At 51.1% G+C, this 21,971-nt stretch carries 21 protein-coding genes; 11 read left to right on the forward strand and 10 right to left on the reverse strand.

Annotated elements, in window-relative coordinates; genetic code table 11:
* Nucleotides 1–331: 331 nt before the first annotated feature.
* The gene (locus ACXX82_RS15855) at nucleotides 332–1,750 is read left to right on the forward strand and encodes an efflux RND transporter periplasmic adaptor subunit (protein WP_322236432.1); all 1,419 of its coding nucleotides are present in this window, start codon (nucleotides 332–334) and stop codon (nucleotides 1,748–1,750) included.
* Nucleotides 1,751–1,761: 11 nt separating this feature from the next.
* Nucleotides 1,762–3,228 (forward strand): efflux transporter outer membrane subunit, encoded by a 1,467-nt coding sequence (locus tag ACXX82_RS15860; protein WP_322236434.1) that lies wholly within the window; start codon nucleotides 1,762–1,764, stop codon nucleotides 3,226–3,228.
* Between the two features lie 239 nt (nucleotides 3,229–3,467).
* Here the strand turns inward: ACXX82_RS15860 and ACXX82_RS15865 are convergent, their stop codons facing one another.
* Entirely contained in the window at nucleotides 3,468–4,442 is a 975-nt protein-coding gene (locus ACXX82_RS15865; RefSeq protein ID WP_322236436.1) for a thymidylate synthase, read from the reverse strand.
* 588 nt (nucleotides 4,443–5,030) lie between these two features.
* Between ACXX82_RS15865 and ACXX82_RS15870 the strand changes: the two genes are divergently transcribed.
* Nucleotides 5,031–5,579 (forward strand): bactofilin family protein, encoded by a 549-nt coding sequence (locus ACXX82_RS15870; RefSeq protein ID WP_323506103.1) that lies wholly within the window; start codon nucleotides 5,031–5,033, stop codon nucleotides 5,577–5,579.
* A gap of 266 nt (nucleotides 5,580–5,845) precedes the next feature.
* Complete coding sequence (purU, locus tag ACXX82_RS15875; RefSeq protein ID WP_322240496.1) at nucleotides 5,846–6,715, forward strand: formyltetrahydrofolate deformylase; 870 nt, start codon at nucleotides 5,846–5,848, stop codon at nucleotides 6,713–6,715.
* A gap of 174 nt (nucleotides 6,716–6,889) precedes the next feature.
* Here purU and ACXX82_RS15880 read toward each other — a convergent pair whose 3' ends face one another.
* From ACXX82_RS15880 to ACXX82_RS15900, 5 genes are all read right to left on the reverse strand, one after another.
* The gene (locus ACXX82_RS15880; protein ID WP_323506104.1) at nucleotides 6,890–7,336 is read right to left on the reverse strand and encodes a copper-binding protein; all 447 of its coding nucleotides are present in this window, start codon (nucleotides 7,334–7,336) and stop codon (nucleotides 6,890–6,892) included.
* A 202-nt stretch (nucleotides 7,337–7,538) separates the two neighbouring features.
* Complete coding sequence (locus tag ACXX82_RS15885; protein ID WP_323506105.1) at nucleotides 7,539–7,994, reverse strand: DUF411 domain-containing protein; 456 nt, start codon at nucleotides 7,992–7,994, stop codon at nucleotides 7,539–7,541.
* A gap of 44 nt (nucleotides 7,995–8,038) precedes the next feature.
* Nucleotides 8,039–8,530, reverse strand: a complete 492-nt coding sequence (locus tag ACXX82_RS15890; protein WP_323506106.1) for a cupredoxin domain-containing protein — start codon at nucleotides 8,528–8,530, stop codon at nucleotides 8,039–8,041.
* 46 nt (nucleotides 8,531–8,576) lie between these two features.
* On the reverse strand, nucleotides 8,577–8,984 hold the full coding sequence (gene cueR, locus ACXX82_RS15895; protein WP_322240498.1) for a Cu(I)-responsive transcriptional regulator: 408 nt from the start codon (nucleotides 8,982–8,984) through the stop codon (nucleotides 8,577–8,579).
* Between the two features lie 4 nt (nucleotides 8,985–8,988).
* Complete coding sequence (locus ACXX82_RS15900; RefSeq protein WP_458563239.1) at nucleotides 8,989–11,508, reverse strand: heavy metal translocating P-type ATPase; 2,520 nt, start codon at nucleotides 11,506–11,508, stop codon at nucleotides 8,989–8,991.
* Nucleotides 11,509–11,663: 155 nt separating this feature from the next.
* Between ACXX82_RS15900 and ACXX82_RS15905 the strand changes: the two genes are divergently transcribed.
* Nucleotides 11,664–11,867, forward strand: coding sequence for a heavy-metal-associated domain-containing protein (locus tag ACXX82_RS15905; protein WP_322236450.1), 204 nt, complete (start codon nucleotides 11,664–11,666; stop codon nucleotides 11,865–11,867).
* Nucleotides 11,868–11,949: 82 nt separating this feature from the next.
* Here the strand turns inward: ACXX82_RS15905 and ACXX82_RS15910 are convergent, their stop codons facing one another.
* The 3 genes from ACXX82_RS15910 to yjgA all read right to left on the reverse strand — a co-directional run bounded on the left by ACXX82_RS15910 (nucleotide 11,950) and on the right by yjgA (nucleotide 13,963).
* Nucleotides 11,950–12,618 (reverse strand): alpha/beta hydrolase, encoded by a 669-nt coding sequence (locus ACXX82_RS15910; RefSeq protein ID WP_322236452.1) that lies wholly within the window; start codon nucleotides 12,616–12,618, stop codon nucleotides 11,950–11,952.
* 66 nt (nucleotides 12,619–12,684) lie between these two features.
* Nucleotides 12,685–13,422, reverse strand: coding sequence for a molybdopterin adenylyltransferase (gene mog, locus ACXX82_RS15915; RefSeq protein WP_322236454.1), 738 nt, complete (start codon nucleotides 13,420–13,422; stop codon nucleotides 12,685–12,687).
* Entirely contained in the window at nucleotides 13,364–13,963 is a 600-nt protein-coding gene (gene yjgA / locus ACXX82_RS15920) for a ribosome biogenesis factor YjgA (protein WP_322236456.1), read from the reverse strand. Before yjgA ends, mog begins: the two co-directional genes overlap by 59 nt.
* Before the next feature lie 614 nt (nucleotides 13,964–14,577).
* On the opposite strand from yjgA, the gene ACXX82_RS15925 reads away from it, so the two are divergent.
* The 6 genes from ACXX82_RS15925 to ACXX82_RS15950 all read left to right on the forward strand — a co-directional run bounded on the left by ACXX82_RS15925 (nucleotide 14,578) and on the right by ACXX82_RS15950 (nucleotide 20,693).
* A complete protein-coding gene (locus ACXX82_RS15925; protein ID WP_322236459.1) occupies nucleotides 14,578–15,768 on the forward strand; it encodes a CaiB/BaiF CoA transferase family protein in 1,191 nt (396 codons plus the stop codon).
* A gap of 201 nt (nucleotides 15,769–15,969) precedes the next feature.
* Entirely contained in the window at nucleotides 15,970–17,169 is a 1,200-nt protein-coding gene (locus tag ACXX82_RS15930) for an acyl-CoA dehydrogenase family protein (protein WP_323506108.1), read from the forward strand.
* Nucleotides 17,166–18,302, forward strand: a complete 1,137-nt coding sequence (locus ACXX82_RS15935; protein WP_323506109.1) for an acyl-CoA dehydrogenase family protein — start codon at nucleotides 17,166–17,168, stop codon at nucleotides 18,300–18,302. The genes ACXX82_RS15930 and ACXX82_RS15935 overlap by 4 nt, the downstream gene beginning before the upstream one ends.
* 32 nt (nucleotides 18,303–18,334) lie before the next feature.
* Nucleotides 18,335–18,727, forward strand: coding sequence for a Zn-ribbon domain-containing OB-fold protein (locus tag ACXX82_RS15940; protein WP_458563240.1), 393 nt, complete (start codon nucleotides 18,335–18,337; stop codon nucleotides 18,725–18,727).
* Nucleotides 18,724–19,878, forward strand: coding sequence for a thiolase family protein (locus tag ACXX82_RS15945; protein ID WP_458563241.1), 1,155 nt, complete (start codon nucleotides 18,724–18,726; stop codon nucleotides 19,876–19,878). Before ACXX82_RS15940 ends, ACXX82_RS15945 begins: the two co-directional genes overlap by 4 nt.
* Nucleotides 19,770–20,693, forward strand: coding sequence for an enoyl-CoA hydratase/isomerase family protein (locus tag ACXX82_RS15950; RefSeq protein ID WP_322236469.1), 924 nt, complete (start codon nucleotides 19,770–19,772; stop codon nucleotides 20,691–20,693). The genes ACXX82_RS15945 and ACXX82_RS15950 overlap by 109 nt, the downstream gene beginning before the upstream one ends.
* 90 nt (nucleotides 20,694–20,783) lie before the next feature.
* On the opposite strand, the gene ACXX82_RS15955 is transcribed toward ACXX82_RS15950, so the two are convergent.
* Nucleotides 20,784–21,728: a LysR family transcriptional regulator gene (locus ACXX82_RS15955; protein ID WP_322236471.1), complete on the reverse strand. Its 945-nt coding sequence runs from the start codon at nucleotides 21,726–21,728 to the stop codon at nucleotides 20,784–20,786.
* Nucleotides 21,729–21,971: the final 243 nt, after the last annotated feature.

The following is a 21,971-nucleotide window of genomic DNA, read 5'->3' on the forward strand; positions in this document are numbered from 1 at the left end:
ATTAAGCGCTCAGGACAATAAAATTCAGTCACTAAAGTGACTTCGGTATTAATAGCGAATGGGCCTGACTCCCCTAAATGTTAGTGCGTTTCGTAACAACTGTTACCATTCTGTTTTGGCGCACGACGGAGTATTTTGGTTATTCCGTCTAAAATACGGGTTGTATTTCAAATACGCGGATTGTGTTTTTTCGTCATGTTTGTCAAAAAATTAATCTACGTCACACCCTTAGTTATGTATTTATTATTCGCCCGACGCAGACCTTTGGTCAACGCTTGGGCTATTTGTGATTCTAGCCAGCTATTTTTTTGTTTATTTTGACGCGCTACCAATGACTGTTGATCAGACCAAAGCTTTACCTATTGCCTCTCGTTTTTCTTCTCGGCTATTTCGTCGCAGCAGTCTTGCTGTCGGATTGTCGCTCGTAGTCGTGCTTAGCGCAGGGGTTGTAATTGCGCAAGTGTTGCAACAGCCGAAGCCGGTATCGGCCATCAATCCTGAGATGGGACCGCCAGCGCCAATCAAGTTCGATACGGTGACTATTCAGCGCGGGGATATTCAACAGACGGTTGAGGCGGGCGGAAAGCTCCAACTTTACAAATACGCTGATGCCAACGCGCAGGTAACCGGACAAATCAAGGATGTGCTGGTTGCCGTCGGCGATACGGTGCAGATCGGCAAGATGGTTGTTGAAATTACACCAACTTTACAGCCCGCCAAAGTCGAAACCAATCGTGCTCAAATGGCGCGGTTACAGGCTGAACTGGCAGACCAGCGCGCGCAGATGGATTTTGCTGAATTGCAGTTTAAACGCCAAACGCAACTCAAAGCGCAAAACGCCACGCGTGAAGAATCTTTTGAGTCCAGCCGCATGAGTATGTCCTCTGCGAGCGCCCGCGTGGATGCTATTAATGCACAGATTCGCCAGGTTGAGGCCACACTTAAATTCGACGAGGAGAGTCGTCAGCACACGCAGGTATTGGCGCCTATTTCGGGAACGGTAGTTGCTCTGAATGCCCGCGCAGGACAATCGGTTGGTGCACCGCTGCCGGTTGTTCCACTGATGCGTATTGCCGATTTGTCAAAAATGACTGTTCAGGCGCGTGTTGCCGAAATTGATGTTACGCGTTTGCGGCGCGGCATGACGGCGAACTTTACGACGCCGGGTTATCCGGGAAAACAATGGTCAGGCAAGTTACGTCAGGTAATTCCTGTACCCGCAGATGGATCGGGCGAGCAAGGTAAGCAGACTTTTTATAACGTGTTATTTGAAGTCGATAACCCTGATCAGGAATTAATGAGCGGTATGAGTACGGAGGTTGAGTTCATCGTGGCACAAGCTAAGGATGCTGTCTTACTGCCAATAAAGCTATTGGCTAAACCTGATAGCGATGGCATTTATAGCGCTAATGTCTTGGATAGCAATCAACAACTCAGTGTGCGGAAGCTAAAAATTGGCATACGAAATCAGCAACAAGTACAAGTTTTATCCGGTTTAGCAGCCGGCGAACAGTTGCTAGTTGGACCTGTTCCTGCTGTACTGCTTAAGCCTAAACCGGTGAGTCCGCCAGTTACGCCCGCCGCGGCTGCAACTCCCGCAACTACAAGCGATGCGACCAATTCGTCGAATGCAAACAAGTCGGTGACTCCCGCGGCAGCATCATTTTCGACACTGATTCCACAGCCTAAAAATGTTATTTCGCCAAGTAATCCGTCAAATGGTGCAAGCGTTACATCGGTAACGCGTTAATGGAGCCGGACATGCGCCTTTCTCGATTGTTTCACTTGACATTTTTATCCCCTCCGTCCCTGTCCACATTAATGTTAGGTTTGCTGTGCGCCGTTTTAGCTGGCTGTGCGCACAATATCCCTATATCGGAGCCGCCTCCGGCAGTAGAGATGCCGGCAGGTTGGACATTAAGTGGAAAGGCGAGCAACCAGGAGTGGCCCGATAATGACTGGTGGAAGCGTTTTGGCAGCGCTGAGCTAACGCAATTAGTCGATGAGGGCCAGCATAGCAATCTCGAGATTGCAGCGGCCCTTGCGCGCGTGCGACAGGCGGAAGCACAAGCACGCATTGCGGGTGCACCGTTATTACCCACTGCTGAATTTTCTGCCGGTGGTAATCGCGATCTGCCCCTAGGAAATAACGGAAGCGCGAATACTTCGGCAAGCGGACTGTTGCAGGTCAGTTACGAAATTGATTTTTGGGGAAAGAATAAGGCCAGTCTGGCGTCTGCGGAAGCCTCGTTAAAAGCGAATCGTTATGATCGTCAAACTGTCGCTTTGACCGTCACAAGTGGCATCGTTTCCACGTATTTGCAGGTACTGTCATTGCATGACCGAATCAATATCGCGCGTGAGAATGTGGCGAACGCTCAAAGAGTGCTCGTGCTTGTCGAGGCGCAAAGTAGCGCCGGAGCCGCATCACCACTGGATCTCGCCCGTCAGCGCTCGGCAGTCGCCGGACAAAAGGCTTCGCTTCCAGATTTAATGCAGCAAGAACGTGAGGCGCAGTCTGCGCTGGCGATTTTGTTAGGTCGGTCATCCCAAACCTTCAAAGTGGCAGATCACGGACTTGACACCATAGGGCTGCCCGATGTGACGCCTGGACTGCCTTCGGAGTTGCTCTCAAGGCGACCGGATATTCGGCGCGCCGAGGCACAACTTGCGGCGGCCAATGCGAACGTCGCGGTGGCACGTGCTGCTTTGTTTCCGAGTATTCGCCTGACCGGATCGACGGGCGCACAGAGTAGTGCGTTGTTATCATTATTTAATGGCCCCAACTTGCTCGCCAACGTGGGAACATCCTTGGTAGCACCGATTTTTGATGCTGGCCTATTGAAAAATCAACGGGATTTGGCAATCGCACAAAAGCAGGAGTTGGTGCAGGTTTATCGGTCAACAGTTATTGCGGCGCTGTCGGAAGTAGATACCGTGCTGGGTCAGATCAGAAGTCTGGACGAGCAACGTTCATTGAAAACGACCGAAATGGAACAAGCCCGTTTTGCGTTTAATTTGTCGGAGATTCGCTATCGGGTTGGTGCTGAAGATTTGATGACCGTGCTGGATACGCAACGGGCTTTATCAGACGTGCAGAACGAATTAGGCGCATTGAAATTGAAGCGATTACAAGCCACCGTCTCGCTGTATAAGGCGCTTGGTGGCGGCTGGCAGGACGATGCAAGTCACAAGAAAACGCCGACTACCGCCGGTGCTGGCGCTTAAAATAATTGGAACGTGGTTAATATTTTGTCGGTGGAAAATAAACATAAGCCGACGATTTTGATGGCTAGTGATAGCAAATTTTGATCAACGCCGCAGCGAGATTTTTTTTGTCTTTTCCCAGGCTTTAAAAATTAAGCATAGGTAATTCCTGCTGCCTGATTGTTTGCGGATGAGCGATGCGACAAAATCAGTCTGCCACCGCAAGCCGTCACACTCGCACGGCATGGTCGGCAGCGATTTTAGACGGCCATCGGGGCAGTCAGTGGTGCATGATGTTGATAGCTATCAAGCGAAAAGTCACCAGGTTCGATTTTTTCTAGCCATTCCGGTTCGTATTTTCCTGTTTTTGCAAAATCAGGAATGCGATCCGATATCACCAGATTCGGGGCTGGATGGGGCGCACGTTGGAGTTGCTCATTCAGCATGCTCAAATGGTTCTCATAAATATGCGCATCGCCTATGAAGTAGGTGAACCACTTCGGCGTATAGCCAGTGAGCCGTGCGACTAGATGCAATAATGCAGCACCTTCAGCGAGATTAAATGGCGTACCTAAACCGATGTCATTACTTCGTATGTAGAGGCAAAGCGATATTTCTTTAGTCGCGGCATTGGGCAAAAATTGGTATAAAAGATGACACGCCGGAAGTGCAATGGCATCCAGATCGGCACAATTCCAACCGTGAAATAAAATACGCCGACTACCTGGATTTTCCATAATTGTGTCCAGACAATCGCGAAGCTGGTCAATCGCTTTGTATAAAAGAACTTTTTCTTTCCCGTCCTCTTGTAAAGAGGAAATCAGCCGAAATCCTCTTTGCTGGGCATCTGCGATCTGGCTAACCTCGGTTTTTTCCAATAGTTTATAGGCGGGCCAGGCGCGCCATTGGACACCGTATACAGGGCCTAGGTCGTCTTCCCCTAGTCGATACGGATTTGCACGCCACGCAGCATTTTCGTTTGCGTTTTGATCCCATACCTTGCATCCCAATGCGCGAAATTCGGCGGCATTACGAGATGCTCTTAAAAATCCGACTAGTTCACCAACGACGGACTTAAAAGCCAACCTTTTGGTAGTGACAGCCGGAAATCCCTCTTTTTGAAGGTCGAAGCGCATCATCGCACCCGGCATGCTGATGGTTCTTATTCCTGTACGATTTTCTTGCCAGCTTCCATTGTCCAGAACCATTCGTACAAGGTCGAGGTATTGCTTCATTGAATTTTTTCTCCGGCTTGCTGCGCGGCGAGAAGTGCCATGCAGCCTATATTGTTGAGGCCTCTAAGTATAGCGACTCATGCAGTATTCGGCGCGTTTTCCATGCGTTGTTTTGATTTACGGGCGATTCTGTCGATACGAAACTTTAATCTTTCAGAGCAAAAATTTGCTGCTGCTTTAACATAACAGCTTGCATGTGCACGTAGAACGCTTAACATGTTGTGATGGGTTTTAATCCGAGCAGGTTGTGAGAATAAAAATTGAAAGCAACTGCACAAAATTTTGAGACTGTTACAAATGATTAAATCTAAACGTGAACTTTTTAGGATTTATCTGTATCTCAAGCAAGTGTCTTTTGTCCCAATACATTTTTGCGGTACGCTTTAAAGTTGACTCTTGGTAATGTGTCAATCTAATGCAATCCAAATAACGTAATACGCATTACGGCGAAACTTACGACGAAAAACACTCGCTCGGCTTCGGCTTGTTCAGCGCCGGGTAACGGGGCAGCCAAGTTTAATTATTTTTATCCGTATGTCACTGCATGTTCCAGGCACACAGTGCGTACTATCATCATCAGGAGATTTCATGCTTCGTTCAGAAACGCTTTTTGGTAAGCGCGAAACACCGACACCAACTTCCCCTCTCAGCGCAACTAACAATTTGTCGCCGAATAGCCCGTCTAGTTTTCCAAAAGCGGGTAACCAAGTTGGCTCACCAGGCAATTCCATGCTGTCCTCACAACATTCGAACGCTTCCAGCACGAGTGAAGGCGGCAGTAAATTGATTGTGGGCCCAAATATAAAGCTCAAAGGCGTAGAGATTACCGATTGCGATACGCTGGTCGTTGAAGGCCGCGTTGAAGCCACTATGAATTCCCGTGTCATTCACATTGCTGAAAAGGGTGCTTTCATTGGCTCTGCTGAAATCGATTTGGCTGAAATTCATGGTGAATTTAATGGCGACCTGACTGTACGCGAAAAATTGGTGATTTATGCGACAGGTAAAGTTTCAGGAAAAATTCGGTACGGCAAAGTTGTGATCGAAGAAGGTGGTCAACTGATCGGTGAAGTTCAGGTTGGCACAGCCTCTGCCAAGGTCGCACCACCTGTTGCGATTGCTTCTAGCAGCGTTTGACGTATAGATTTAGCGGTGTGACCATGTTATGGCGTGAATGAGCACATGTTTCTGGTGTGTTTTGAGATTTTTATTTGTTTTTAGGCAATATATTTAAGAGCCGAAGCATTTAAATTTTCACCGTACTTTTCACCTTACAAGCCCGGGCATTCTTTATAGTTTGCCCGGGTTTTGTTTGTCTGCTGAAGGCATGCGACAATGGCAGCCTTCGCCCAAAGCTAAAGTCTTACTGGTACGGGCTGGTTTGCAACCCAACAAAAATAATGATGAGCTATCCAGAATATATTCTTACTTTGTCTTGCCTCGATCAGCGCGGTATTGTCCATCGTGTATCGGGGTTTCTGGCCGAATATGGCTGCAATATTCTCGACTCAGCCCAATACGGGGATGCGCAATCGAACTTATTTTTCATGCGTGTGCATTTTTCCTCGGAAAATCCGACCTTGGCTGATGAGGCGTTGCGTGCTTCATTTGCCGCACTTGCGGCGTCCATGCAAATGACGTGGCAACTCAACGACGCAGCTAAAAAGCCACGCATGTTGTTAATGGTGTCCAAAATCGGTCATTGTTTGAACGATTTGTTGTTTCGCTACAAGAGTGGTTTGCTAGAAGTCGAAATTCCCGCGATTGTCTCCAATCACACCGATTTTTACCAATTAGCGGCAAGTTACAACATTCCTTTTCACCATTTGCCGCTGGCGAATGGTGCATCTGCGGCGGCTAAATTGGCGCAAGAAGCACGTATTTTAGAATTGGTCGAAACGAACAACGTTGATTTGGTAGTGTTGGCCCGTTACATGCAGATATTGTCACCCGCGTTGTGCACGGCCTTGAAAGGACGAGCAATCAATATTCACCACTCTTTTCTGCCTAGTTTCAAAGGTGCAAAACCTTATTATCAGGCGCATGACCGGGGTGTTAAGTTGATCGGTGCCACGGCGCACTTTGTGACCGGTGATCTGGATGAAGGCCCGATTATTGAGCAGGATGTGGCGCGGGTTGATCATGCGATGGCACCTGATACATTGACTGCGATTGGTCGCGATGTTGAGTCTGTCGTCCTGGCGCGGGCCGTCAAGTGGTTTGTCGAGCATAGAATATTGCTCAATGGTCACAAGACTGTTGTATTTAAATAAGCAGTGTGCGATTGCAACATCGCCGGTCGGCTAGGCCTGTCTATCGCGGTTCGTATGGTTGATAGACATTTATCGACAATTGGACTTAGGCATGCACGCGCTTGTACGACACAATTAATCGTACTTTTATGGAGTATAGAAAACGGGAGCCGATGGGCTCCCGTTTTTATTGATTTATGAGTTCATTTCCAGACTCACGATAGTCAACGCGCCATTACGTTTGCCAATCGAAAATTTAACCGCATCTCCGGCCTTGAACTGATGCAGCATTTCACTATCGCTCACGTTGAACGTCATTGTCATCGCTGGCATCCCAAAATTAGGAATTTGATCATGCTTCATGGTGATAGCGCTAATAAGCGGATCAACTTTGATGATTTCACCATTGACTAGCGGTAGCGCAACATTGTCGTTTGGCTCACTTAATTCTGTCTTGCTATCGGCTCTATCCACATGGGTGTTGGCCATGCTCGTCAATGGGACACCGATTAATAAGGTGATCGCGATCACCACAAAATTGCTTAATAAGTACAAATGTGTCATCGATGAAACCCTTTTCTGAAAGAGAGGTGTGGCCGGTGCCAGTGCAAACGTTGGCCAGATGCGCAGCGATATACGCATCGAATGCATTCATATCGGCTGATATCGTCACGATAATACGCAGTTGGCTATTCTCAGGAAGGCGCGGCGTGACATATTGTATGGTGCGTTATTCGAAGAAATTTACATAACGGTTTTACAGCTCGTTACGAAATAACGCATAATAATTGTAGTCTGGTATTGCTGAAATTCTCGTATTAATCAGCCGTAACAATCAGCCATATCAATCACCCGCGTAATGATGGAAGACCGATTGCGTACCATCATTTTTTACGAGTATCACGTCATAAGCCATTTTGTTCGGGCCATCCATGCCCGGCGAGCCGGAAGGCATGCCTGGTACGGCAAGTCCGATTGCCTTTGGGTGTTCTTTCAATAATCGTTGAATATCTTTGGCCGGAACATGGCCTTCGATTGCGTAGCCGCCGACCACGGCGCTGTGACATGATGCCAAGGTGGCGGGGATTTGAAATTTTTTACGATACGCTGAAGTATCGGCAACATTTGTGGCATTGACCGCGAATCCGCTATCCTCTAAATGTTTAATCCAACCGGTGCAGCATCCGCAATTTGCATCCTTAAAGACGGCGATGACGGGTTTTGCCGCAAAGACGGTACTGTTGATGCCGAATACTAAAAATATGGTGACGAGTGATGCTACGGTGCGGCGACGAAACATGGTTGTCCTAAGAGCGAAGATATTAGTCTTCAACATTTTCATATTTATTCACTGACCACGACGTTTACTTTCCCCTTCATTCCGGCCTCAAAATGGCCCGGTTCCAGGCAGGCAAAGTCGACCTTCGTTGTCTTGCCAAACGTCCATATGAGATCGGCAGTTTTGCCTGGCTCTACGGTTATTTGGTTTGATTCGTGATGCTTCATCTCCGGCATTTGACGCATCATTTCAGCATGTTTGGAGAGTTCAGCCGTGCTGCCGATGACCATTTCATGCTGCAATTTACCGTTGTTAGCGACCACGAATTTGACGGTCTCGCCCTGTTTGACGGTGACATTGGCGGGTGTAAAGCGCATGTCGTCGGCCATGGCGATATGGATTGTCCTGTTGACTTTCGTGATCGTTCCTGGTGCGCCTGATGCCGGATTTTCACTTGAAGCGTGGCCAGTGTCTGCGTTAGCGATACTGGTGGTGGCTATCGCGCTAATGATAAGTGCAAAAAAAATAGAAGGTAAAAAAGAGAGAGTTGTTTTCATAGTGTTCCTGACCAATCAAAAAATGGGGACGACAAAGCAGCCAGCGTTAGTTCGGGGGAGGTGAATATTGTTGCGCTAACTCATCGAGAATCGGACACTCGGGACGGGCGTCGCCCTGACAATTATTCGCTAAACGTTCTAACGTTATTTTCATGATTTGTAATTCATTGATTTTTTCATCCAGATCTCGAATGTGTTGCTGCGCCAATTGCTTGACTTTGCTACTAGGACGCGATTGGTCAAGCCACAGTCCGATGAGTGCGGTGATCTGTTTCATTGAAAATCCCAGTACCCGACTTTGTCGAATAAATCGGAGCAAATGCACATCGCGTTCACCGTAGGTACGATAACCGGCCTCGGTGCGCATTGGAGGTTGGATCAGGCCAATTTCTTCGTAGTGGCGAATCATCTTTGCAGAGACGCCCGAAGCCAGCGCTGCGCCGCCAATATTCATGCGATCAATGTCCATTTGTTGTCCTGTCTTCAGAATAAGTTGACACGTTTTGTTCCGGTTTCCAGCGTCGTAACAGCAACGCGTTGCTTACCACGCTGACACTGCTGAACGCCATCGCTGCACCGGCTAGCACTGGATTTAAAAATCCCAGTGCCGCCAACGGAATTCCAACAACATTATAGAAAAACGCCCAGAAGAGGTTTTGTCGGATTTTATGATAAGTGCGACGTGAAATCGCAATGGCGTCTGCTACGAGTGCCGGATCGCCTCGCATCAGCGTAATCCCGGCAGCCTGCATTGCGACATCCGTACCGGTAGACATGGCAATCCCTACATCGGCTGCGGCTAACGCTGGCGCATCGTTGATGCCGTCCCCAACCATTGCCACCACAGCGCCATTTTTTTTAAGGTCGGCTATCGCTTTGGCTTTATCAGCGGGCAGAATTTCCGCAACTATTTCAGAAATGCCGAGCTGTTTACCGACTGCGTTTGTACTCCCCCAATTATCGCCGCTTAACATGGCGACCCGGATAGAGAGTCGCTGTAAATGTTCGATTGCCAGTTTTGCTGATGGTTTGACGCTATCACCGAATGCGAGTAGTCCGCGCATCATTGGTATGTCATTGGTATTGGCAGGCTTGCTTGCCAGCCATGAAATTGTGCGTCCCTCCGCTTCGAGTGCAGCCGCATTTTCCGAGAGAGTGCCACATTCAACGCCCAGTTTTTGCATCCAGCGTGCGCTGCCGAGAGAGTAGATTCGGTCCTCAATCCTGGCTTCGATTCCTTGACCGGGGACAGTACGAATTTCGCTTGCGAATGGAAATGAGAGAGTGATTGCGTTGGCCGCATTGATGACAGCCCGCGCCAATGGATGCTCACTATCACGCTGTACTGCAGCGGCTAAAGTAAGTAATTCGGTATTTATTAAGCCAGTATCCCTCAAGCCCTCATCAGTTGGCAATTCATTGCTAACTGCGGTTCTGACATCCGCAAGGCAAGCGATGAGAGTCGGATGGCCGATGGTCAGCGTACCCGTTTTATCAAAAGCAACGACGTTGATGCGATGGGCAATTTCGAGTGCCTCCGCATCCTTGATGAGAATTCCATAGCGCGCAGCTACGCCCGTTCCAACCATGATGGCTGTGGGTGTGGCGAGCCCCAACGCGCAAGGACAGGCGATGACCAACACCGCCACAGCATTCAAGATCGCCTCTTCCCAGTTTCCATTGAGCAGGCCCCAACCAAGCAGGGTGATACAGGCGATGAGCAACACCACCGGCACGAATACCGCACTGACCTGATCAACCAAACGTTGAATCGGCGCTTTTGCCACCTGCGCTTGTTCGACTAACCGTATGATCCGGGACAACGATGTTTCTGCGCCGGTCGCCGTGGTGTAGAGCAGCAGCACGCCCTCACCATTGATGGCACCAGCGATAACGTGATCATCTTTCTGCTTTGAGACTGGCAGACTTTCGCCAGTCAGCAGCGATTCGTCCACGTGGCTACTTCCTTCCAGGACCTTACCATCGACTGCGATGCGTTCGCCGGCACGCACGACGACGACATCCTGAACACGTAAGGCGCTAACCGCGACTTGGTGATCCATGCCATCACGCCTCACCGTGGCGTGGTCAGGACGCAATGCTTGCAACGAGCGAATGGCGTCGGCGGTCTGATGTTTGGCGCGTGTTTCAAGCCATTTGCCGAGCAATACCAAGGTCATTACAGCCGCGGATGCCTCGAAATATAGGTGTCCCATTCCGTCTGCATTGGATGTCAGAAGTTGGTAGAGCGACAGGCCGTAAGCGGCACTGGTACCAAGCACCACCAGCAAGTCCATATTTCCTGTTTTGGCCTTCAATGCGCGCCAGGCAGCGCGATAGAAGCGCGCACCCAGCCAAAACTGTACAGGCGTTGCCAATGCCAACTGCCACCAACCTGACAATTGCCAATGTTGACCAACTACCATCAACAGCATAGGAATGATCAAAGGTGTGGTCAGTAAAGCTGATAAGGCAACCGGCCACCAACTTGGCCATCGGTTGCTTGAAACTACGTTCGAGCCGCTCGTCTCTGATTGCGATGCAGGCAAAGTTGCTGTGTAGCCAGCCGCTTCAATGGCCTTTATCAACAGTTCGGCTGGTATTTCCCCAACGGTATCAACGGTGGCAAGTTCGGTGGCAAGGTTGACAGATACCGACTGGACGCCACGCACTTTGAGCAGCGCTTTCTCCACTCTGCCGACGCATGTGGCGCAACTCATGCCAGTAATCGCCAGAGTAAATTCCTGGTGCTTAACGTCGTATCCGGCTTTTTCGACAGCGGTAACTAACGCGCTAACGGTGGTCGCCATATCAGACGTGACGGTAGCAAGTTCTGTGGCGAGATTGACGCTGACATGCTTAACGCCGTCGACCTTGTTTAATGCTTTTTCAACATGTCCAACACATGAGGCGCAACTCATCCCGCCAATAGGTAATGTAAATTCGATCAACGTGCTGGTGTTGGTAATGGTGCTCATGATAAGTCCTGCTTAAACAGTGGTCATACCTAGATAATGCACCTTCCTATCATAGTAAGGTCAAGCTTAATTTTATCAAAGTTTGGTTTTGATCCTGCGCTTGACCTTCCCACTATGGGATGGTGCATAGTAAGGTCTGTTACAACTAAGAGGGGATGATGATGATTGTATTTAATGTTCAGGATATGACATGCGGCCATTGCGTGGACCGGATCACCAAGGCGATTAATGCGGTAGATAGCCGCGCTAAAGTCGAGGCGCAAGTAGCGGAAAAGAAAATAGCGATTGAAAGTGATGCGGATGCAGGGCAGTTGGCGCAAGCAATTGAGGGTGCCGGTTACACGCCGGTGCAGATTTGATCTGTCGTTTTTATCAACGTGTGGCCAAGGCAGGAATCCTTGGCCACTGTATTGTAGAAGTTAGAAATCTTTACAAAAAATGTTACGACAATACTTTGCGCAGCCAGCTACCAATATCTGTGACTTCTTCCGCACAGACTGAATGTTGCATGCGATAGTCGTGCCACTCTATTTGATAGCCAAGTTGGGTCAAACTGTCACGCGACTGTTCTGCCCGGCTGAGAATAACCACGGGATCAGCAGTTCCGTGCGCCATAAAAATAGGTGTATCTTGATTGGCGCTGGACCGTTCTTTCTCGATTGTGTCGCGCAGCGGTAAGTAGCCTGACAAGCACATCAAGCCGGCCAATTTTTCCGGATACCGCAAACCGGTTTGTAATGCCATGGCGCAACCTTGTGAAAATCCGGCGACGACGATTTTGTTCGCTGGAATACCACGTGCAATTTCTTGCGCAATCAGCGCGTCTATCTGTAACTGCGATTTGCGTAATCCGGCTTCGTCTTCTCGCTTCACTAAATCAGCCGTAAAAATGTCATACCACGCTGGCATCACATGACCGTTGTTAATGGTCACCGGGATGGTTGGTGCATCGGGGAAAATGAAGCGAATACCCGGGCAGTCGCGTAGATCAAGCTCTTTAACGATCGGCACAAAGTCAGAACCGTCAGCTCCAAGGCCATGCATCCATATAACGCTAGCCGTAGGAGTGGCAGAGGTCGTAATTTCTTGGGTCGGGAGGAAGTTGGTCATAGTGCCGAGAAAGTGTTGTACTGATTATTGGATGTTAATGAATGTTAATCCATTAGCGTTGTTGATTCATGCACCAATCGGACGGAGCGCCGATTTTGGTCGGAATACCTTACAAATGGCTGCGTTAGTCTCGATATAAGGACCACCGATTAAGTCGATACAGTATGGAATCGCCGAGAAGATGCCAGAAACTTTTTGTTCTCCGTTGGCATCTTTCAAGCCTTCCAGTGTTTCTTTGATCGATTTAGGCTGACCCGGTAAATTAAGGATTAGGGCGGCATGATCGTCAATTTCACGAATCACGGCCACCTGACGCGACAAAATTGCAGTCGGTACAAACTGCAGGCTGATTTGACGCATCTGTTCGCCAAAGCCCGGCATTTCCTTGGTTCCTACCGCCAGCGTTGCTTCCGGTGTGACGTCGCGTCGCGACGGGCCAGTCCCGCCAGTGGTCAAGACCAGGTCGCAACGTTGGTGATCTATTAGCTCAATGAGGGTTTGTTCGATGACTTTCTGCTCGTCTGCGATCAGACGGGTTTCGGTTTCCCACGGACTTGTTAGCGCTGCGCTAAACCAATCTTCTAGCGCAGGAATTCCCTGATCCTGATACACGCCTGCGCTGGCGCGATCTGAAATTGAAATCAGTCCGATTTTCAGACGACGGCGTTCAGGAGCAATATCAAAAATAACTGATGCTGTTTCTGAAGCGGTGACGGTCGTCGTGGACGTATCAGTGATTGTTTTATTAATAGTCGTCGCGCTCATCGTCATCGTCGCCAGTTTCTGCATCGCCATCATCGGCATTTGGCTTCTGCAACTGTTTTAGCAGTTGGAATATCTCGCGATAAGCCTTCGGCGGTTTGTTTTCAGCTTGTTCTTTGCGTGCATTGCGAATCAGTGTGCGCGTATGCTGCACGTCAAGATCAGGATGCTGAGCGAGTAACGTGGTCAACGCGCCGTCGTCTTTTAGCAAACGGTCACGATGGCGTTCCAGCGCATGCATTGCCGCCGTGTCAGATTTCGACAAACCTCTCCAGCTATCCAGTGTTTTCTGGATATCGGCAATCTCGTGTTCTTCCAGCGTGCGCATCTTCTTGCCGACATATTGGGTTTGACGGCGGCGGCCTTCGTGGTCCTTGATTTGCTGGCAAATAAGGATGGCTTCACGCACATCTTCCGGCATCGGCACGCGCTTGACGCGGTCGCGCGATTCAGCGATTAACTCTTCACCCAACTTTTGCAGCGCAGTCATTTCACGCTTAAGTTGGGACTTTGATGGACGGTCGTATTCTTGTTCGAACTCGGTGGACTGGAAGCCACAAGAGCCGCGATTTGGATTTGGCATGATTGTAGGGGTGAAACTATTCTCTTTAAACGATTGCTATGATAACCGTTTTAGTCCGAGGCTTGTCGCTCATTCGCCGTTTTTGACGCTATGGTCATACCATAAATATCTGCTAAGCCATTGAATTCTAGGGAATTTAGCTAAAATTGTATCGATTAGTCAAGTCTACAAATCCGATAATCATATGTCTTGGCCATAATGGACAGCAACTTTTTAGCATGATTACCGCGATCTTTTGATCCCTTTCTTACGTGCGCTGATCTGTCATGTATGATTTTTGTAAATCTACATTGATGTTGTAAATTAATAACAAGAAAGTGACTCAGGGGGAGGGCAATCTGGTGGGTAATTGCCGGTAATCATTAACAACAGAGTTTCGGATGTTAGAAATGAGGGTTTTGCACTATCTGACTTAGCAACAATTGGCCGACGTGGCACCGCTCCACTTCGAAGCAAGAGAACATTTGCGTAACCCGGCGAGGACAATCATTGTGCGCAAGACGCGTCAGAAAATATCAATTATTTCTAATAACAGAAGTCGAATAATTAATTTTACTCCTTGAAGGGTGGACGCTAATATTTGCGCATCTCCTAAAAGGCATGGAATTTAATCGATGACCACTGACCCGCTTAACGGCATTCAAATTCTTGACCTTACCACCGTAATAATGGGCCCTTACGCAACGCATATTCTGGCAGATATGGGAGCTGATGTTATAAAAATAGAGGCTCCTGAGGGCGATGCTTTCCGACGTTATGGACCAAGCCGGAGCGAAGGAATGGGTGGTTCGATACTGCAACTTCATCGAAACAAGCATAGTGTGGTTCTGGATTTGAAAAGCGTGGTTGGGCGTTTGGCTCTGGACCGGTTAATCGAACGTAGCGACGTAATAGTGCACAATTTGAGACCCGGCCCTGCGGTACGCCTTCGACTTGATTGGAAGTCAGTTGAAAAGGTCAACCCGAAGATCGTGCTGTGCGCCGCACGCGGATTTGGCGCTGAAGGGCCCTATGCCGATAAGGCGGCATACGACGATATCATTCAGGCGGGATCGGGCATAGCGGCATTGTACGGGCAGGTGCACGGCGTGCCAAAGTATGTTCCCACCGCGATTTGCGACAAGATTGCAGGCCAAACGATTGCCTATGCTGTGTTGGCGGCGCTCCTACATATAGAACGTGGTGGTGATGGCCAGGAGATAGAAGTCCCGATGTTCGAGACGTCTATTGATTTCATGATGGCTGAACATCTGGGGCCATCCGCATTCGAACCGCCTTTGGGGCCAGTCGGATTCAATCGGCAACTCTCCGTGCATCGCAAGCCTTATAAAACCGCTGACGGATGGATTTGCATACTTCCTTATTCTGACCGTAACTGGGCCGATTTTTTTCGCCTGATGGAAATGCCCGCGCTTTTCGAAGACCCAAGATTCGCAGATATCGATTCGCGCGGGAAGAATGTTGATGCTCTATATGCCCTGATCGATGTGGAAGCGCCCAAGCGCAGCACGGATGATTGGGTGTCCATGTGTGACAGTGCAGGGATTCCGTGCATGCCTGTTATTTCACTTCAGAAAATTGACGAAGACCTGCATGTGCGTGCTGTTGGCCTGATCGAATCTTCAATTCATCCCACAGAAGGTGCATATCGCTCCATTCGACCTCCGGTAACTTTCGGCGCGTCGCCCTATAAATTACGTAAGCATGCACCTCGTCTGGGCGAAGACAGCGAGCGAATTCTGAGTACCCTTGGATTGTCGCCGCATGATTTGCGACAGCTTTTGCCGCATGCCGACCATGAATGAATTGATGAAGTTTGAAATTGACCGGGCAATAAATGAGGTACGCCTTACCGGCGCTTTTCTGTTCATGCCGCAGGTGTGTCAACACATGATCGGGCGCAGCGAGAGGGGCGATGCTGAATCTAGCTGCATCATCAATATCTCGTCACTTACCGACAAGAGTAGAATTATTTTCGGGTCATTGGTACAGGAAAGGGCTATGCAATGAGTAGTGGAATACAGGCTTTGGACATCACTCCCTGTACCTTGGGTGAGAGATGCGAGACCTTACGCAAGGAAGTACGATCCTTCTTGCGGGAAGAGTTGGGCGAACGCACAGCGCTCCAGCGCGCTGAAAGCTGGATGGGAGTCGACGAGGACTTCAGCCGCAAGCTGGGTGAGCGAGGTTGGATCGGCATGGTTTGGCCGCGCAGCGTCGGCGGGGGTGAATTTTCCGCGCTGGAACGTTACGTAGTGTTGGAGGAGATGCTTGCTGCAGGTGCGCCGGTACAGGCGCACTGGGTGGCTGATCGCCAGAGCGGTCCGCTGTTGCTGCGCTTTGCGCCTGATACCTTGGCACGCAGAGTGCTGTCTGAAATTGCCCGAGGGGATACTTATTTTTGCATCGGCATGAGCGAACCCGATTCTGGTTCAGACCTGGCTTCGATTCGTACTAAAGCAGTGCAAGGTGACGGTGGATGGATCATTCGAGGAAGCAAGATTTGGACGACAGGTGCGCAACGAGCGCGATACATGATCGCTTTCGTGCGTACCGATGTGTCGGCCACCGATGTGTCGGCCACCGCTGTGTCGACCGCCGCTGTGCCGGACGGTCGAGACCGTCATGCCGGCTTCTCGCAATTTCTTATTGATATGTCCTCGCCAGGCATCACGGTGCAACCTATACGCAACATGCTCGGCGAGCATGAGTTCAATGAAGTCTTTCTGGAAGATGTCTGGGTGCCAGAGGAAAACCTGATCGGCCAACAGGGGGATGGATGGAAGCAGGTGACGGCAGAACTGGCCATTGAACGTAGTGGTCCTGAGCGGTATATGAGCAGCACCGAGTTGATGCTGGAAATGCTGCAGGCTGCCGATGTAGAAGATGATCGTCATGCTGTTGCGTTGGGCAGGCTAGTGGCCGACTATGGCGCTTTGCGCCAGATGTCCATTGGTATTGCGGGCATGCTGGCACGTGGAGACAATCCGGCTGTTGCTGCCTCGGTGGTCAAGGATCAGGGTGCCAGGCTGGAAAAGCTGATTCCTGAGCTGGCCCAGGATTTATTTGGCGACAAGCTGGCACTCAATTCTTCATTGCGTGAGGTGCTGTCGTACACCTTGCGCTCGTCACCGTCCTTTACTTTACGTGGCGGCACACCAGAAATTTTGCGCGGGATCATTGCCCGGGGAATGGGTTTGCGATGAACACAATATCAAGCATGTCGGGGGCGGGCATCAGTCTGGAGCCGTCCGAGTTCGAGCGCATGATTGGCGAAACCGTGCAGCGCCTATTCTCAGACCATATCGATGCCGCGCTGCTACGCAGCACTGAGAATGGTCAATGGCCAGCCGAACTGTGGCAACTACTTGAAGACACTGGCTTGCCCCTGTCACTGTGTTCGGCACAGGCGGGTGGCAGCGAGGCGCAGTGGTCGGACGTCTATGCGGTGTTGGCTGCCATCGGCCGCTGGAGCATGCCGCTGCCGCTGGCCGAAACCATGATCGCCACCTCTTTGCTCAGCCGCGCTGGCAAGTCGGTGCCACAGGGCCCAATCACGATCGCCGAAACTGGGCGGGTGGTGCTTGCAGCGGAGGCAGAACTGAAGGTGTCCGGTGTCTTGCATGGCGTTGCTTGGGCGAGGTCTTGTGCCTATGCGCTGGTTCCGATAGCGGATGCTAGTGGCGCGCATCAATTGGCGCTGATCAACTTGGGTGGTGCGGGCGTACTTGTCGTCCAGGGCACTAACATGGCCGGTGAGCCACGTGATGTGTTGCAACTGGACGCTGTAACGGTTGAGACCCTGTTTGATAATCCACTGCCAGCTCTTGAGCAACCTCTGTTTGTCCTTGGTGCCATGGCGCGCAGCGCGATGCTGGTGGGAGCGCTTGAACGTGCGTTGGAACTAACGGTGCAGTATACCAATGACCGTGTGCAGTTCGGCAAGCCGCTGAGCAAGAACCAGGTGATCCAGCATGGCTTGGCGGTAACGGCCAGCGAGATGGTTGCGGCCAAGGTGGCGACCCGAGTGGCCTTTGCCTCTCTGAACACGGCGCAGCAAGCACGCACCACTACTTTCGATGTTGCCGTAGCCAAGGTGCGTGTCGGCCAGGCAGCCAGTCGATTGGCTGATGTCGCACACCAGTTTCATGGCGCGATTGGCTTCACGCAAGAGCATTCCCTGCATCACACTACTTTGCGCCTGTGGTCGTGGCGACAAGAATTTGGCAGTGACGCAACATGGGCACGGGCATTGGGGCGTGCTGCAATTACTCAGGGCGCAGCCGCATTCTGGCCTTCCTTGACTGAGCGCAGCATGGCGCCCGCGCTTCAGGGCTGACTGCATAGATACTGAGATACCAAGAGGATTCGATGATTCAACCAGAAAAAGATTATTTGCGGTTTTTGCAGGAAGGCCACTTCATGATCCTGCACAGCAGGTCAACCGGTGGCTATGTGTTTTATCCGCGCGTCATTGAACCCAGGACAGGGGTCACCGATCTGGAGTGGGTGCCTGCCATCGGGACTGGAACTGTGTATTCTGTGACAGTCATCCGCAAACGCACGCTCGAAGAGAGTTATAACGTTGTGCTCATTGACCTCGATGAAGGACCGCGCATGATGAGCCGCGTCGACGGAATGCCATTCGAGCAAATCAAGATCGGGATGCGGGTGAAGGCCCGCATCGTGCAGGAGAACGACCAAGCTGTGGTTGTCTTCGTTTCAACTGAAAACAAGGCGCAGCCAGCTGGAGCATCCACATGAAAGACGCATTTCCCCGCGGTCAAACGGCCGTCGTTGGTGCAGCTACCTACGGAATCGGTGAGGCGCCTGGTTTCTCCTCCATGGACCTGGCCGTGCTGGCCGCTTCCAAGGCGTTGCAGCAGGCAAATCTGAAACCCAGTGACATCGATGGTGTTTTTGTGGCTACGCCGGACGACATGTTATCCGGCCTGACCCTGTCCGATTACCTCGGTATCCATCCCAAAGTGACAGACAACAATCGCACGGGTGGCTCCGCTTTTCTGACCCATATGATGTGGGCGGCGCTGGCCCTCACGACCGGACAGTGCAACGTGGCGCTGGTAGCCTACGGCAGCAACCAGCGCAGTGCTTCCGGCAAGCTGATGACGCCGTTTCAATCGTCGGTATACGAAAAACCTTACAAACCGCTACTCCCATCGTCGTCTTACGCGCTGGCCACAGCCAGGCACATGCACCAGTACGGCACGACCCGCGAGCAACTTGGCGCGGTGGCCCTGGCCGCCCGTGGATGGGCGCAGCTTAATCCCGAAGCCTTTGTTCGCACACCACTGGATATGTCCATGTACATGAGCTCGCGCATGGTATCCGAACCGTTGAGCGTGCTGGATTGTTGCCTCATCACTGACGGCGCAGCTGCCATCATCATGACCCGCTCGGATCGCGCCAGCGACTTGTCTGCCACACCGGCCTACTTGCTGGGCGCAGCGGCGGAGACCACCCATCGCGATATCGCGAGCATGCCTGATCTGACCGTGACAGGCGCCAAACTGTCGGGCGAACGCGCCTTTGCGCAAGCTGGCTACACACCCTCGGACATCAATGTGGTCGAGCTTTATGACGCCTTTACCATTAACACCATCCTGTTCCTCGAAGACCTGGGATTCTGCAAGAAAGGTGAGGGTGGCGCATTTGTTCAAGGTGGACGCATTGGGCCGGGTGGCAAACTTCCGGTTAATACCAACGGCGGGGGCCTTTCCTGTGTACATCCTGGCATGTACGGCCTGTTAACTGTGGTAGAGGCGTTTCAGCAATTAAGCGGCCAATGTGGCGCGCGCCAGGTGCCCAACGCCAAGCTGGCGCTTGCGCACGGCAATGGCGGCGTGCTGTCCAGTCAGGCCACCGTCATTCTTGGTACTGCGGAGACCGTATGAGTCAGAATTTAAGCACTACTGCGGGTGTTGACTCGTCTTTCAAGGACTTTGCGTTGCATCCTGAACTGGCACTCTCGATTGATGCGGGTGTGGCCACGTTGGAGATGTGCCGTCCACCGTATAACTTCTTTGACGAATCCCTGATAGTGGGGCTGGTCGATGCGCTGCGCTATCTGGACACATCGGATGAATGTCGGGTGGTAGTGCTGGCTTCGCGTGGCAAGACTTTCTGCGCGGGCGCCGATTTTTCCAATGACAGCATTAGCTCTCAAGGAATTGGCAAACGTTTGTACAGCCGTGCGCTGGAGATGTTTCGAACCAAAAAACCCATTGTGTGCGCCGTACAGGGCGCGGCGGTGGGAGGCGGTCTGGGCCTTGCTTTGGTGGGCGACTTCCGGGTGGTAAGTCCAGGTACGCGCATGGTGGCCAACTTTTTGCGACTAGGGATCCACCCCGGCTTTGGCTTGACGGCCACCTTACCACGTCTGGTCGGCCCTCAAAATGCCGCAATGTTATTTTATACAGGCCGCCGCATCGGGGGAGTCGAGGCGCTGGATATGGGCTTGGCCGATGTGCTGGTCGAAGATGGGCGGGTGCTCGAGGGTGCACAGGCACTGGCGCGGGAGATCGCCATCAGTGCTCCCATTGCACTGGTGTCGACCCGAGAAACGTTGCATCAGGGCCTTGCAGCGTTGGTCGAGGCTGCGATGGGCCGCGAGGCCGAGGAGCAGGACAAGCATTGGCTCACGCAGGATTTCAAGGAGGGCGTGGCTGCGATGGCGGCGCGTCGAGACCCCGTGTTCAAGGGGTATTAACAGCGCCAGCCCACCACTTTTAAATAAAGAAGCCGACTTTTCCAGCCTCGCTCTAGTCAACTGTGATTATCTTTGTGCGTTCTGACGCGATCACCGCGTTTGCACTGCGGCAAGAGCACTACTATGGGGACGCACTTTTAGTTGCATCGGTAGTTCATTTTGATCCAGAAGATCGATGAATTGCTGGGCTGCCTTCGACTGCTTACGATCCACGGGCCAGACCAGATATATGGGACGATTAAGGTCGGAAGAGGTGATAGGAATCGCCACAACATGCTTACCGTCGAAGTAGGGAATCGTTAGTTCGGGAACCACGCTCACGCCGAGATTGCTAGCTACCAGACCAGCAACTGTCGAGACCTGGTCGACCTCAAGACCGGTATCAATCAAATTGACGGTTCGTAGCGCACTTTCCAGGTATTGCGCAATGCTGCCGGTTCGGACGAGTCTGATGTAGGGATAGCCACTCAAGTCGGAAAGCGCTAAGTATTTTTTTTGCGCAAGGGCATGTGTCTTGTGACATACAACGAAAAATTTTTCTTTGAACAGCAAACGCGATTCCAGACCAGGCCGTCCGGGGCCGTCTGCCGTTACGGCAAAATCGGCTTGTCGCGTACGCACCAGTTCCAATGCGCGCTGAGTTGCTACGTCAAAAAGATTGAGCTCGATTCCGGGAAATTCGTGTGAGTATTTAGCCATCATTTGAGGTAGCCAATGGGCTGCCAGCGATGGCAGAGCAGCAATGCTGACTCGCCCTCTTCGACCCGAAGCATGTTCTTTTAAATCATGGTCAATCTCATCGAGTTCGTGCATTACCCGCTGAGCGGTGGCGATAAACCGCAAGCCTTCTGCCGTGAAACCTACGTTCCTGCGGTTGCGGTCGACGAGTTGCAAACCGACGTCTCCCTCAAGCTTTTGCACCATCTGACTGAGCGCCGATTGGGTGACGTGGCACCGCTCCGCGGCTAAGGAAAAATTGCGTAACTCGGCGAGCGCAATCATTGCGCGCAAGACGCGAGAGGAGATATCAATCATTTTCTAATGACTCAAGTAAGTTAGTATCGCGTTCCTGCCTTGGCAGAGACTAACGAGGAAACCGTAAGTCTACACTTGCGTTCTACTGACAGAAGTCGAATTATTAATATTACTCCATACGTGGGGTTTGTCTTACTTCAGTTTTGCTATGGTATGAGTCTGAAAAACTGCAATAAAACACGCATTTTTGCAGACTCAACTTCTAGGAGATTTGAGTGTTTCCGATCAGGTAATCACTTGGCT

The sequence above is a fragment of the Glaciimonas sp. GNP009 genome (assembly GCF_054343755.1).